Origin of the sequence: Blautia obeum ATCC 29174 (genome assembly GCF_025147765.1) — a bacterium.
Classification (GTDB): domain Bacteria; phylum Bacillota; class Clostridia; order Lachnospirales; family Lachnospiraceae; genus Blautia_A; species Blautia_A obeum.
In genome coordinates, this window is the sequence record NZ_CP102265.1 from 706016 (window position 1) to 720937 (window position 14922).

12 protein-coding genes are annotated in these 14922 nt (G+C 43.7%); all 12 read left to right on the forward strand.

The genetic code is table 11. The features are described 5' to 3' along the window. The first annotated feature begins 216 nt into the window (after positions 1 to 216). The 12 genes from lepA to NQ503_RS03420 all read left to right on the forward strand — a co-directional run bounded on the left by lepA (position 217) and on the right by NQ503_RS03420 (position 14909). Positions 217 to 2025 (forward strand): translation elongation factor 4, encoded by a 1809-nt coding sequence (gene lepA, locus NQ503_RS03365; RefSeq protein ID WP_005422675.1) that lies wholly within the window; start codon positions 217 to 219, stop codon positions 2023 to 2025. A gap of 72 nt (positions 2026 to 2097) precedes the next feature. Next, positions 2098 to 2472: a hypothetical protein gene (locus tag NQ503_RS03370; protein WP_118051118.1), complete on the forward strand. Its 375-nt coding sequence runs from the start codon at positions 2098 to 2100 to the stop codon at positions 2470 to 2472. Continuing rightward, positions 2462 to 3607, forward strand: coding sequence for a radical SAM family heme chaperone HemW (gene hemW / locus NQ503_RS03375; RefSeq protein ID WP_005422678.1), 1146 nt, complete (start codon positions 2462 to 2464; stop codon positions 3605 to 3607). The genes NQ503_RS03370 and hemW overlap by 11 nt, the downstream gene beginning before the upstream one ends. Before the next feature lie 32 nt (positions 3608 to 3639). Next, entirely contained in the window at positions 3640 to 6480 is a 2841-nt protein-coding gene (uvrA, locus tag NQ503_RS03380; RefSeq protein WP_055066510.1) for an excinuclease ABC subunit UvrA, read from the forward strand. Between the two features lie 152 nt (positions 6481 to 6632). Beyond that, positions 6633 to 7622, forward strand: a complete 990-nt coding sequence (mreB, locus tag NQ503_RS03385; RefSeq protein ID WP_005422681.1) for a rod shape-determining protein — start codon at positions 6633 to 6635, stop codon at positions 7620 to 7622. A 111-nt stretch (positions 7623 to 7733) separates the two neighbouring features. Next, positions 7734 to 9962: an SF1B family DNA helicase RecD2 gene (gene recD2, locus NQ503_RS03390; RefSeq protein ID WP_022388425.1), complete on the forward strand. Its 2229-nt coding sequence runs from the start codon at positions 7734 to 7736 to the stop codon at positions 9960 to 9962. Between the two features lie 71 nt (positions 9963 to 10033). Continuing rightward, positions 10034 to 10732, forward strand: coding sequence for a ComF family protein (locus NQ503_RS03395; protein ID WP_044924972.1), 699 nt, complete (start codon positions 10034 to 10036; stop codon positions 10730 to 10732). A gap of 165 nt (positions 10733 to 10897) precedes the next feature. After that, positions 10898 to 11332, forward strand: coding sequence for a hypothetical protein (locus tag NQ503_RS03400; RefSeq protein WP_022388423.1), 435 nt, complete (start codon positions 10898 to 10900; stop codon positions 11330 to 11332). Further along, complete coding sequence (locus NQ503_RS03405) at positions 11329 to 12438, forward strand: hypothetical protein (RefSeq protein ID WP_022388422.1); 1110 nt, start codon at positions 11329 to 11331, stop codon at positions 12436 to 12438. Before NQ503_RS03400 ends, NQ503_RS03405 begins: the two co-directional genes overlap by 4 nt. Positions 12439 to 12485: 47 nt before the next feature. Continuing rightward, positions 12486 to 13373, forward strand: a complete 888-nt coding sequence (cdaA, locus tag NQ503_RS03410; RefSeq protein ID WP_259893311.1) for a diadenylate cyclase CdaA — start codon at positions 12486 to 12488, stop codon at positions 13371 to 13373. After that, positions 13351 to 14631 carry a CdaR family protein gene (locus tag NQ503_RS03415; protein WP_055066509.1) on the forward strand — a complete coding sequence of 427 codons (1281 nt, stop codon included), beginning with the start codon at positions 13351 to 13353 and terminating at the stop codon, positions 14629 to 14631. The genes cdaA and NQ503_RS03415 overlap by 23 nt, the downstream gene beginning before the upstream one ends. 14 nt (positions 14632 to 14645) lie before the next feature. After that, a complete protein-coding gene (locus NQ503_RS03420; RefSeq protein WP_005422704.1) occupies positions 14646 to 14909 on the forward strand; it encodes an HPr family phosphocarrier protein in 264 nt (87 codons plus the stop codon). Positions 14910 to 14922: the final 13 nt, after the last annotated feature.

Sequence of the window (14922 nt, forward strand, 5' to 3'; positions counted from 1 at the left end):
TTCAGAACAAATGTTCGTATAATAAGAACACAGATCAGTAATACAGACGTGAACAGCGTCATAACGGTGTGTCAGCAGAAATATCCCTTTACAAGAACTGGACTAAAGGTAAAAAGCTATGCTATAATGCCTCGTAGTATGATTTTCTATACTTTATTATATAAGGAATAGTTTTTTGGAAAATAAAGAGAAGTACATAAGGAGGAATTTCGCAGAATGATAGACCAGAGCAAAATTCGTAATTTCTGCATTATTGCACATATAGACCATGGCAAGTCCACTTTGGCTGACCGTATTATTGAGAAGACGGGTACACTGACAGAACGTGAGATGCAGTCTCAGGTGCTGGATAATATGGAACTTGAGAGAGAGAGAGGTATCACGATCAAGTCTCAGGCTGTACGAATCGTTTATAAGGCTAATGATGGAGAAGAATATATTTTTAACCTGATCGATACACCGGGGCATGTCGATTTTAACTATGAGGTTTCCAGAAGTCTTGCTGCCTGTGATGGGGCGATTTTGGTCGTAGATGCAGCACAGGGTATCGAGGCGCAGACGCTGGCGAATGTTTATCTGGCATTGGATCATGACCTGGATGTGCTTCCGGTCATTAACAAGATCGATCTCCCAAGTGCAGATCCGGAGCGCGTTGTCAACGAGATTGAGGATGTGATCGGACTTGAGGCACACGATGCACCGAGAATTTCTGCCAAGACAGGACTGAATGTTGAAGAAGTTCTGGAACAGATCGTTACGAAGATTCCGGCACCGCATGGCGATGTAAATGCTCCGCTGAAGGCATTGATCTTTGACTCTGTTTATGATGCTTATAAAGGCGTCATTGTTTTCTGTCGTGTTATGGACGGCCGTGTTAAAAAGGGTACACAGATCCGTATGATGGCAACAGGATTTACGACAGAAGTTGTGGAGGTCGGGTATTTTGGAGCCGGACAGTTTATTCCATGTGATGAGCTGACAGCCGGTATGGTTGGATATATTACCGCAAGCATTAAGAATCTTGGTGATACCAGAGTTGGTGATACAGTTACCGATAATGAAAGACCGTGTGCAGAAGCGCTTCCAGGTTACAAGAAAGTACAGCCAATGGTTTACTGTGGACTGTATCCGGCTGATGGCGCCAGATATGGTGATCTTCGAGATGCTCTTGAGAAACTGCAGCTGAACGATGCTTCTCTGTTCTTTGAACCGGAGACATCTATTGCACTTGGCTTTGGCTTCCGTTGTGGATTTCTTGGACTTCTGCATTTGGAAATCATCCAGGAACGCCTGGAAAGAGAATACAATCTTGATCTGGTAACGACAGCACCAGGTGTTGTTTACAAAGTATATAAGACGAATGGTGAAGTGATCGAACTGACAAATCCATCCAATCTCCCGGATCCATCTGAGATTGAATATATGGAAGAGCCGATGGTAAATGCTGAGATCATGGTAACGACTGAATTTATCGGTGCAATCATGGATCTCTGCCAGGAACGCCGTGGTCAGTATAACGGAATGGAATACATGGAGGAAACCAGAGCACTTCTGAAATATAAACTTCCACTGAATGAGATCATTTACGATTTCTTTGATGCATTGAAATCCCGTTCCAGAGGATATGCATCTCTGGATTATGAGCTCTGCGGTTATGAACGCAGTGAACTGGTTAAACTTGATATCCTTGTTAATAAGGAAGAAGTTGATGCTCTTTCTTTCATCGTACATGCAGATACTGCTTATGAGCGTGGACGTAAGATGTGTGAGAAGCTGAAAGAAGAAATTCCGAGACAGCTCTTTGAAATTCCGATCCAGGCTGCAATCGGAAGCAAGATCATTGCCCGTGAGACTGTCCGCGCTATGCGAAAGGATGTTCTTGCCAAATGCTATGGTGGTGATATTTCCCGAAAGAAGAAACTTCTTGAGAAACAGAAGGAAGGTAAGAAACGTATGCGCCAGGTCGGAAACGTAGAGATTCCACAGAAGGCATTTATGAGTGTACTGAAACTGGACGATAAATAATTGACGGGAGAGACCGTGAATATGGAATGCATATTGTTGTGAACGGCGGACTTACAGAAGGGAGGCATGGCCATGAAAAAAGGAACTGCAAAAGCTATGAGATATATTGTTGCGGGGAGTGCATTGACACTCTGTGTGATTATGACGGGATGTGGCTGCGGACAGAAAAAGACAGATCCTGCTTCGGAACAGGTACTGAAGATCAGTATCACACCGGAACCATCACCAACACCGGCACCGGATACGGTAGATGCGGCAGCAGTTACTTCGAATGGAGATATCAGTATGGTGAATCTGTATCTGGCAGAAAATCCATCAGCGGTGACAAACAGTACAGATACGGGTGCGGGTGATGCGAATACTACAGATGCTTCGAATATGCAGAGCCAGGATCAGTCGGAAGATACATCGGGTTCTTCTGATGAGGGTGGAGACAATGAAGAATAAGAATCGTATCCCACTGGAATTATATATTCATATACCGTTCTGTGTGCAGAAATGTCAGTACTGCGATTTCCTCTCCGGTCCATCGGATCAGGAGACAAGAGACAGATATATAAAGGCTCTGCGTGCTGAGATTCAGGCGGTGCAGGGTGTTGAAGCGTATGAGATCGTTTCTGTTTTTATCGGAGGGGGGACTCCTTCCGTACTGAAAGCAGAAGCGATTGCTTCTATTATGGAGACAATTCAAAAGAAATTCTGTTTCTCGCCGGATGCAGAAATAACAATAGAATCAAATCCCGGCACAGTTGATCTTGCGAAACTTAATGCTTACCGAGAAACAGGAATCAACCGTCTGAGTCTGGGACTGCAGTCCACGGATTCGAAAGAGCTGAGGATGCTTGGAAGAATTCATACATATGAAGAATTTCTTCAGAGTTATCAGTGGGCAAGAGAAGCAGGGTTTCAAAATATTAATATAGATCTGATGTTTGCAATCCCCGGACAGACAGGAGAGGCATGGCGTGCTCACCTTCGTCAGGTCGCGGAGCTGAAACCGGAACATATTTCTGCCTATAGTCTGATCATCGAGGAGGGAACTCCGTTCGCGGAGTGTGAACTGGACCTTCCGGATGAAGATACGGAGTATCAGATGTATGAGGACACAGCGGGGATTCTTGCAGAGTATGGATATCAACAATACGAAATATCCAATTATGCAAAAGACGGATATGCATGTCGGCATAATATCGGTTACTGGAAACGTACAGAATATCTTGGCCTGGGGCTGGGAGCATCTTCTCTTTATGGGGAAAACCGTTTTTCCAATACGAGAGATATGCAGGAATATCTGGGATTTTCCGGAAACACAGAACGAATTCGTAAAGATGTTCTGAAACTTTCACTTAAAGACCAGATAGAAGAATTTATGTATCTGGGGCTTCGTATGACGGAAGGGATTTCAGAAATCGATTTTGAACAGAATTTCGGACAGAAGCTTGAGAATATTTATGGTTCTGTCCTGCAAAAATATAAAGAGACCGGATTCCTGGAGAAGACTGGTACAAACTGGAGATTTACAAGAAAAGGAATTCATGTGAGCAATCATATCCTGGCAGAGCTTCTGTTGGATGAAGAATAAGTGCGAACATGCAGCGGATAAGAGGAGAAAAGATGTCTGAACGAACAACTGGAAAAAAGTTTATTAAGATTCGAGGAGCAAATGTCAACAATCTCAAGAATCTGAGTGTGGATATTCCGAGAGATGAATTTGTGGTTCTGACGGGAGTCAGCGGATCAGGAAAGTCTTCTCTGGCATTTGATACGATCTATGCAGAGGGGCAGAGACGTTATATGGAATCTCTGTCATCTTATGCAAGGCAGTTTCTGGGTCAGATGGAGAAACCAGATGTAGAGTCGATCGAAGGACTGCCACCGGCAATTTCCATCGATCAGAAATCTACCAACCGCAATCCGCGTTCAACGGTTGGAACAGTTACAGAAATTTATGACTATTTCCGACTTCTTTATGCACGTATTGGTATTCCGCATTGTCCGAAGTGCGGAAAGGAAATCAAAAAGCAGACAGTCGATCAGATGGTTGATCATATTATGGCACTTCCTGAAAGAACAAAGCTGCAGCTTCTGGCACCGGTAGTTCGTGGTCGAAAGGGAACACATGCAAAGCTTTTGGATCAGGCGAAACGCAGCGGTTATGTACGTGTACAGATTGATGGAAATCTGTATGAGCTGTCTGAAGAAATTAAACTGGATAAAAACATCAAACATAATATAGAAATTATCGTAGACCGTCTGGTAGTAAAACCGGGAATCGAGAAACGATTGTCTGATTCCATTGAGACAGTTCTGAATCTTTCGGATGGGTTGCTTATGGTAGATACGATGGATGGTACTGTGAAGACATTCAGTCAGAGCTTTGCCTGCCCGGATTGTCAGATCAGTATTGATGAGATCGAGCCGAGAAGCTTTTCGTTTAATAATCCGTTTGGAGCCTGCCCGGATTGTTTTGGTCTGGGATATAAGATGGAATTTGATATTGATCTGATGATTCCGGATAAATCTCTGAGTATTTCCCAGGGAGCTATTGTGGTCATGGGCTGGCAGTCCTGCACAGATAAGGGCAGTTTTACAAGAGCAATCCTTGATGCACTGGCGAAAGAATACCATTTCAGCCTGGATACTCCGTTCCAGGATTATCCGGATGATGTTAAGAATGTTCTGATCCATGGTACAAATGGACATGCTGTCAAAGTATATTATAAAGGTCAGCGTGGAGAAGGCGTTTATGACGTTGCTTTCCCGGGTCTGATCAAAAATGTGGAACAGCGATACCGCGAAACAGGATCCGATGCGATGAAACAGGAGTATGAGTCGTTTATGCGGATCACACCGTGTAAGACCTGCAAAGGCCAGCGATTAAAAAAAGAATCTCTGGCGGTGACGGTAGGAGATCGCAATATTTATGAAGTGACTTCTCTTTCTATAGAAAATCTGAAGAAATTCATGAGTGAGCTGAAACTTACTGAACAGCAGGAACTGATCGGTAAGCAGATTCTGAAAGAAATCCGTGCAAGAGTTGGTTTTCTGTCTGAGGTAGGTTTGGATTATCTGTCTCTGAGCCGTGCAACAGCGACGCTGTCCGGTGGGGAAGCACAGAGAATCCGTCTGGCAACACAGATTGGTTCCGGACTGGTGGGAGTCGCTTATATTCTGGATGAACCGAGTATCGGACTTCATCAGAGAGATAATGATAAGCTTCTTCGTGCACTGATGCGTCTTCGTGATCTGGGTAACAGTCTGATTGTGGTTGAACATGATGAAGATACCATGCGCGCAGCGGACTGTGTTGTGGATATCGGTCCGGGAGCCGGAGAACATGGTGGAGAACTGGTGGAAATTGGTACGGCAGAGACGCTGATGAAGAATGAACGTTCAATTACAGGTGCTTACCTGAGCGGACGTTGCAAAATTCCGGTACCGACAGAACGTAAACAACCGACCGGCTGGCTGAAAATCCGTGGAGCAGCAGAAAACAATCTGAAACAGGTAAATGTAGATGTGCCGCTTGGCATTATGACTGCGGTGACGGGAGTCAGCGGCTCTGGCAAAAGTTCCCTGATCAATGAAGTTCTGTATAAGACGCTTGCGCGAGACCTCAACAGAGCTAGAGTGATTCCGGGGAAACATAAAGAAATTCAGGGACTGGATCAGCTGGATAAGGTAATCAGTATCGATCAGTCACCGATCGGACGTACACCGCGTTCCAATCCTGCAACCTATACAGGTGTGTTTGATCAGATCCGTGATCTGTTTGCATCTACAGCTGATGCCAAAGCACGTGGCTATAAGAAAGGACGTTTCAGTTTTAATGTCAAAGGCGGACGCTGCGAAGCCTGCAGTGGTGATGGTATCATCAAGATTGAGATGCATTTCCTTGCAGATGTTTATGTACCATGTGAAGTCTGCAAAGGCAAACGATATAACCGTGAGACACTGGAAGTAAAATACAAAGACAAGAGTATTTACGATGTTTTGAATATGACGGTGGAAGAGGCTCTTGCTTTCTTCGAGAACATTCCTTCCATTAAGAGAAAGATTCAGACACTCTATGATGTAGGACTTTCTTATATCCGTCTTGGACAGCCATCTACCGAACTTTCGGGTGGAGAAGCGCAGAGAATCAAGCTTGCCACTGAACTCAGCAAACGCAGTACCGGGCGTACCATTTATATTCTGGATGAGCCGACGACAGGACTTCACTTTGCGGATGTTCATAAGCTTGTTGAGATCCTGCAGCGTCTGACAGAGGGCGGCAATACAGTTGTAGTCATCGAGCATAATCTGGACGTGATCAAAACTGCAGATTATATCATAGATATGGGACCGGAAGGCGGTGAACGTGGAGGTACTGTTATTGCAACAGGTACACCGGAAGAAATTGCTGTCTGCCCGGATTCCTACACAGGCCAGTATGTGGCAAAATATTTAAAGTAAACGGCCGGTTATTGTGCGTGTTAATATCCGCAGGTGTTTTGTTATGAATAAGGGACTTTTCAATTGCTGAAAAGTTGTTTATAATAAGCGTGATTATATGTATATCGAAAGAATATCAGATTTTTACAGGAAGCATATGGAAGGGAGATCTTATGCCTGCAAATGATATAGGAATAGATCTGGGAACGACAAACAGTCTGGTATATTCTACGGGCAGAGGCCTTGTTTTGAGCGAACCATCTGTAGTAGTATATGATAAAGATACAGAGAAGATCAAAGCAATTGGTGAAGAAGCCCGGCAGATGGCTGGGCATGTTACTTCCAATATGGAAGTAATCTGTCCGATTCGTCAGGGAATGATCATAGATTTTGTCGTTATGGAAAAAATGTTAAAATATTTTATCGCCAAGGCGATGGGGCGGCGGGCGTTCCGCAAACCACGGATCAGCGTGTGTGTGCCGAGTGGTATCACGGAGATCGAACGTAAGGCAGTGGAAGAAGCAACTTATCAGGCAGGAGCGAGAGAAGTGTTTCTGGTTGAAGAACCAATCGCTGCTGCAATCGGTGCCGGTGTGGATATTACCAAGCCTTTTGGCAATCTGATCGTGGATATTGGTGGCGGCACAACGGATATTGCTGTTATTTCGATTGGCGGTGTTGTTGTGTCATCAACGATCAAGGTTGCGGGAGATGCGTTTGACCAGGCAATCATGAGTTATATACGAAAGACGCACAGCTTGTTTATCGGATCGGATACTGCAGAAGCAATCAAAATAAAAATCGGCACAGCTATCGAAGAGGCGAATCCACAGGTGATGGAAGTAAAAGGACGAAATGTACTTACAGGACTTCCGAAAAAAGTAAAACTGACTTCCGAAGAAATCCGTGAGGCACTGAAAGATGCGACAGGACAGATCGTAGAAGCAGTCCATGGAGTGCTGGAAAAGACACCGCCGGAACTGGCCGCTGATATTGTGGACAGAGGAATTGTCCTGGCGGGCGGAGGAGCACTGCTTCGGGGAATGGATGCACTGATCGAGCAGAGGACAGGGGTAAATACTCTGACTGTTCAGAATGCGATGCATGTGGTAGCTGTTGGAACCGGCAAATATGCAGAGATAATGAGCCGTATGGAATCTTAATAACTGCAGACAGGAGCCAGGAATATTTATGATAGATCATAGATATCCTGGTTTTGCTGTTATAAGGCTGAAAAACAGTAGCAATTTTGGGGCCGGAAGAAAGAGGAAGAAATGAGCGAGAGCATTACAGGATATATTGATCATATTATTTTTCGAAATGAAGATAATGGATATACGGTTATGGTATTAAAAGGGGTCAGCGAGGAAGATGAGCTGACCTGCGTTGGAAGTTTTCCGGTGGTCACACAGGGAGCATCTGTAGAACTGGAGGGGAATTTTACACAGCATCCGGTTTATGGAAAGCAGTTTCAGGCAGTGCGGCTGACTGAAAAAATGCCGGAAGATGCACTGGCTATGGAAAGATACCTCGGTTCGGGTGCGATTAAAGGAATTGGCGCGGCGTTGGCGGGAAGGATCGTACGTCATTTTGGAGATGATACGTTTCAGATAGTAGAAAATGAGCCTGAAAGACTGTCTGAAGTTAAGGGAATCAGTGAAAAAAAGGCAAGAGAGATTGCCATGCAGATCGCGGAAAAGTCCGATATGCGGAAGGCAATGATGTTTTTGCAGAAATATGGGATTTCACTGAACCTTGGTGCCAAAATCTACCAGAAGTATGGAGACTCTGTTTACAGTGTTTTGCAGGAAAACCCGTATAGACTTGCAGATGATATCAGTGGTGTGGGATTCAAAATTGCAGATGAGATCGCCTATCGCATTGGAATTCATACAGATTCAGATTACAGAATAAAAAGTGGAATGGTATATACTCTTCTGCAGGCAACCGGGGAGGGACATGTATATCTTCCGAAAGACGAGCTCTTTCAGCGTGCAGCAGAACTGCTCGGTGTAGATTCTTCTTATATGGAGAAGCATCTGGTCGATCTGGCGATGGACCGTAAGATCGTTCAGAAGGAACAAGGAGATCAGATACTGATCTATCCGGCTCAATATTATTATCTGGAGTTAAATACGGCAAGAATGCTTCGGGAACTTGATATTTTCTGCCCGGAAGATGAGAAAATAGTGGAACGAAGAATTGTCCAGATAGAGAAAGAAACGGGAACGGTTTTGGATGAAATGCAGAAAAAAGCAGTGCAGGAAGCTGCCGGGCATGGCCTGCTTATTCTCACCGGCGGTCCCGGTACCGGAAAAACAACGACAATCAATGCGATCATCCGATATTTTGAGGGCGAAGGTGCAGAGATCAGGCTGGCGGCTCCAACCGGAAGGGCAGCGAAGCGTATGACAGAGGCTACCGGCTATGAGGCACAGACGATCCATCGTCTTCTCGAACTTTCGGGAATGCCGGAAGATGACAGAGAAGGCCAGCCCATTCATTTTGAACGAAATGCAGAAAATCCTCTGGAAACGGATGTCATTATCATTGATGAGATGTCGATGGTGGATATACATCTCATCCATTCGCTTCTTATGGCAGTTACGGCAGGAACGAGACTGATCCTGGTAGGAGATGAAAATCAGCTTCCAAGTGTTGGACCGGGAAATGTACTTCGCGATATTATCCGAAGTGGACAGTTTCCGGTAGTTGAACTGAAGAAAATCTTCCGACAGGCATCAGAGAGTGACATTGTTGTGAATGCACATAAGATCAATAAAGGTGAGCAGGTGGAAATCAATAACAAGAGCCGGGATTTCTTTTTTCTCAAAAGATACGATGCGGATATCATCATTCGCGTAGTGATTGCACTGATTCAGGAAAAACTTCCCAAATATGTGGAAGCAAAACCGTTTGAAATCCAGGTTCTGACACCAATGCGAAAAGGACTTCTCGGTGTGGAACGTCTGAATCAGATCCTGCAGAGATACCTGAATCCGCCGGACGCTTCCAAGAAAGAGAAAGAAATAGGACAGGGACTTTTCCGTGAGGGTGATAAGGTCATGCAGGTTCGCAATAATTATCAGCTGGAATGGGAAATCCGCGGAAGATATGGAATACCGATCGAAAAAGGTGTTGGAGTTTTTAATGGGGACACCGGCATCATCAAAACAATCAATGAATTTGCAGAAACAGCAGAAGTTGAGTTTGAAGATGGCCGATGGGCGGAATATTCATTTAAACAGCTGGATGAACTGGAACTTGCTTATGCAGTAACCATACATAAATCACAGGGATCAGAATATCCGGCAGTGATCATTCCACTGCTTTCCGGTCCGAGAATGCTGATGAACAGAAATCTTCTTTATACAGCAGTAACACGTGCGAGAAAATGCGTTACTGTTGTGGGAAGTGAGGAGACTTTCCGTGATATGATCCGAAATGAGAAGCAGCAGAGAAGATACAGCTCGCTGGATCAGCGCATTCAGGAAACCGAATAAATCTCTGCAAAAGAACTCGATAACAGGAAAAGAGAGCATATCATCGGGGAGAAAGGCTTTCTTTGAAAAAAATGAAAGAAAAATGTCTGGATGTACTGTACCCTCCCAGATGTCCTGCATGCGGCGGTATTCTGGAGGATAAACAAAGAAGTATCTGTCCGCAGTGCGAATCGATTTTTCACCCTGTTTCAGAATATTATTGCATGAAATGTGGAAAACCGGTAAATGAGACGGAAGAATATTGTAGTGAATGTCGGCACAGAGAACGGAAATTTATTCGTGGAAGAAGTGTGTTTCTGTATAATGCGCAGATGAAGAATTCTCTTCTTCGGTATAAATATTACGGGAGCCGTGAATATGGAAAATATTATGCGGAATCGATGTGCAGATATGTGGGAAGAGATATAAAAAGCTGGAGACCGGACGTAATCATTCCGGTGCCGCTTCACAGGCGCAAAAAGAGAATGAGAGGGTTTAACCAGGCGGCCGATTTGGCAGAGCGCATTGGGAAAATCCTTGGAATTCCGGTTGCGGAAGATGTTATTTATAAGTCCAGGGAAACACGGTCACAGAAAAAACTGGACGCTGAAGAGCGAAAGAAAAATCTCAGAAATGCGTTTCAGGCAGCAGGGCCGGTAACAGGCCTGAGAATTCTTGTGGTCGATGATGTGTATACGACAGGGAGTACAGTGGAAGCCATGGCAGAATGTCTGCTGGAAAATGGAGCGAAAGCCGTATTTTTTGTAACTTTGTGTACGGGAAACATCTGAATGGGTACATCTTTGAACGAAGGTTGGACGGAAGCGGAAAAAATACTTTTCATGATTCGGGATATATGATACAATCAATCTATGTATGATTATTTCTGGTATTTTCAGGAAATATGGTTTGAACAAGTTACTGTGTACAGTAACAATGATTGTGAGGAGCAGGATATGATCAACGAAGAGAAGGTTAAGATTATGACAAAACTTGCCATGTATGAGCAGGGCAAGGGCAGAAAATATCTGCCGGTCAGCAAGTATTACCGAAGCGATTATATAGGGCTGGCACTGATCAAGAATTTTTTTCTGGTCACAATTGGATATTGTCTGAGCGTTGCAGCTGTAGCGGTTTATTTTGGAGAATATCTTCTGGAGAATATACACAAAATGAATCTGATAATGCTCGGTGTATATATTGTGATCGGCTATCTGATCGTACTTGTGGCATATTCAGTCCTGACGTATATACAGTACTCGGTTCAGTATTATCGGGCAAAAAAGAGTGTCAGAGAATACTACAGTCAGCTTACTGAACTGAATAAGATTTATGCCAGAGAAGAAAAAAAATCTTCTGGCAGAGGAAACGCAGGAGGGTATCGTAAATGACAGCATTACTGGAATTCAAACAGAAAATAAAAGGAATTTATGCACAGTACGAAATGTACCTGCTTCCTTTATTGAAATTTGTCCTTGCACTGGTTTATTTCATCTGGATCAATACCAACATGGGATATATGACTGCACTGGATAATATTTTTGTTGTATTGATCTTATCGCTGATCTGCTGTATTCTTCCATCCGGAATGATGATCTTCGCAGGATTTGCACTGATGGTGGGACATTGTTATGCACTTGGAATCGAAGTGGCAGCTTTTCTTCTGGTACTGATTCTGTTCATGATGATCCTTTTCCTGCGTTTCAGCAGCGGTAAAAATATCGTGCTTGTGTTTACACCACTCGCATTTGCATTTGATATTCCGGTGCTGCTTCCGATCGGATGCGGACTTCTCAGCAGTGCGGTATCAGCACTTCCGGCAGCTGGCGGCGTGATCATCTATTATTTTGTCCGTACAGTACGTATACAGTCGCAGGCTCTTCTTGGCATGGACTCAGACATTGTCGGTAAACTGACACTTCTGTCAGACAGCCTTATGAAGAATGGTGAAATGTGGCTTACACTGATTGCTTTTATTGTAGTGGTTCTTGCTGTGAATCTGATTCGTACCCGCATGTTTGATTATGCATGGAGAATTGCAATTGTTGCCGGTGGAGTGATCTATATTGTGATCATGCTGGCAGGAAGTATGAGTCTTGGAATTTCAATTTCCGTATTTTCACTGATCATTTATACTGTGGTTGCGGTACTGGTTGGAATCATACTGGAGTTCTTTGTGTTTGGTGGAGACTATACAAGAACGGAACGTCTGGAATATGAAGATGACGATTACTATTATTATGTGAAGGCTGTTCCGAAGGCACTGGTTGCTACTTCTGAAAGAAGTATCAAAAAGATCAACGGAGAATCTGCAAGAGAAGAACGAAAATCGGCAGAGCGCGTGGTAAATTATTCCACCCCTCTTTTTCAGGGGGAAGAGCCACCGAAAAAGAAAAAAAGAGTTCAGGAAACAGAAGCGGCGTCTGTAGTACAGAAGGCTGATATAGATGATATTGATTTTGAGAAAAAGCTGGAGGAATCCCTGAAGGATCTGTGATCCGGCAAAAGTAACCTGACAACAGCAACAGAAGGAGAGGAGAGTTTATGCGGAATATTACAGACATACTGGCAAGATATTTATCAGATATCAATCTGCCGTCTGTCAGTATTATCGATATCATTGAAATAATCCTGATTACATTTTTTGTATATCAGTTCATGGTGTGGATCAAATTTACACGCGCATATACTCTGCTTAAGGGACTTCTGGTCATTGGCGCATTTCTTATTATTGCTTATATATTTAAGATAAATACGATCCTGTGGATCGTATCAAAACTGGCCAGTGCACTGATCACGGCGATCGTTGTAATATTTCAACCTGAATTGCGAAAGGTCGTGGAACAGCTGGGACAGAAAAAAATCATGGCATCCATTTTTCCTTTTGATTCCGGCAAAGAAGTAAAAGAAAGATTTACAGATAAGACGGTCAATGAACTGATCAAAGCATGTTTTGATATGGCTGAGGTTAAGACAGGCGCACTGATCGTGATCGAACAGGAGATCAGACTTGATGAATATGTCAGAACGGGAATCAATGTGGATGCTCTTTTGACCAGTCAGCTGCTGATCAATATTTTTGAACACAATACACCACTCCATGACGGTGCAGTGATCGTAAGAGGAAATCGTATTGTTGCTGCAACCTGTTATCTTCCACTGTCTGACAATATGGAACTGAGTAAACAGCTTGGAACCAGACATCGTGCAGGTGTTGGAATCAGTGAAGTGACAGATTCTGTTACGATCATTGTTTCAGAGGAAACAGGACAGGTTTCTGTGGCACAGAACGGTCGGCTGTTGAGAAATATCAGCAGCAGTCAGCTTCGTGAAGTACTGGAAAAAGCACAGAATAAGAAAATTGTGGATAACAACAAACTGAGACAGTTGTTGAAGGGAAGAGTGAAACATGAAGAAAAAAATAGGAAATAATCTTTCTTTGAAAATTCTGTCTCTTGCAATTGCTATTCTGGTATGGCTTCTGGTTGTCAATATAAACAATCCGATCAGTACAAAGTCATTCATTGTGTCAGATGTGGAATTGCTGAATGAGGCATATATCGATGCAGACGGAAAAATGTGTATGCAGGATGAAGAACAGGTTCCCATCCGTGTGACGATCAAAGCTCAGAGAAAGATCCTGGACAGGATCTCACTCAATGATATTCGTGCGGTTGCGGATCTTCAGCAGGCGGTGAGCCTGAAAACAGATCCGGTCATGGTTCCGATCACTGTATCCTGTGGGCGGATTTCAGCAGACAATATTGAAGTGAGTCCGCAGAATATGAGCCTTCATCTGGAGGATAAAGATACACAGGAGTTTGTAGTAAATGTGAATACAAACAACACAAAACCTGACAGGGGCTATGAAATTGGAGCGCTGATTTCCAATCCGGAGAAAATCAAAATTACAGGTCCGGTGTCTCTGATCAATAAAATAGATAAGGTAAATGCTTCCATCGATGTAGATGGAGCAATGGAAGATGTGACTCAGGAGACCGATGTCAAGATCATTGATAAGAACGGTGAGGAATTTACCGATACAGACATGGGTTATCTGAATGTTTCGAAAGTATATGTAACTGCAAAATTATGGAAAGTTCAGTCGAATGTCAGAATCAGTGCAGAGTATTCCGGTACTCCGGCAGCAGGATATCAGGTGGAGAGTATTATGACAACACCGAATGTGATCAGTATTGCCGGAAGTGAAGATGCACTGGCATCACTGAAAGAGCAGAATAATACGATCTGGCTGCCGGGTTCTGTGGCGGATATTTCGGATCGAAACAGTGATTTTGAAGAGAAAATCAATATTTCAGATTATCTTCCGGATGGCCTGAAGCTTACCAGCGATTCCAGTGAAGATGTATTTGTCAGAGTAAATATTCTTCCGGAGGGAAGCAATGTATGTGAGGTTCCGACAAAGAATATAATTGTGAATGATTCACCTGAGGGAATGCAGGTTTCATTTGATACTGCAAAGATAGAAATTCGTGTTAAGAAAACTTCCGATGATCTTGCAGATCTCACAGAAGGCGATATTAAAGCGTCAATAGATCTTAAGGGAATGAGCGAAGGAAGTTATGAAGTGCCTGTCAGCATAGAAATACCGAAGGGATATGAGCTGGTAGACGAAGTAACGACAGGGGTGGAGATTTCCAAAATTTCTACAGCAGATGAAAGCAATTAACAGGAGATTTCAGAATGGTAAGTCAGAAGATAACAGTCAATAATCCATCGGGACTTCATTTGCGCCCGGCTGGTATATTGTGTAATGAAGCTATAAAATACAGTTCCGCGATCACATTCACTTTTGAAGGCGGTACAGCAAACGCGAAGAGTGTATTGAGTGTACTGGGAGCATGTGTAAAATGCGGAGATGAAATTGAACTGGTCTGCGAAGGGGCAGACGAACAGGAAGCATTGAAAGCTTTGACCGATGCGATCAGCAGTGGTCTTGGTGAATAGAAACATATGTAAA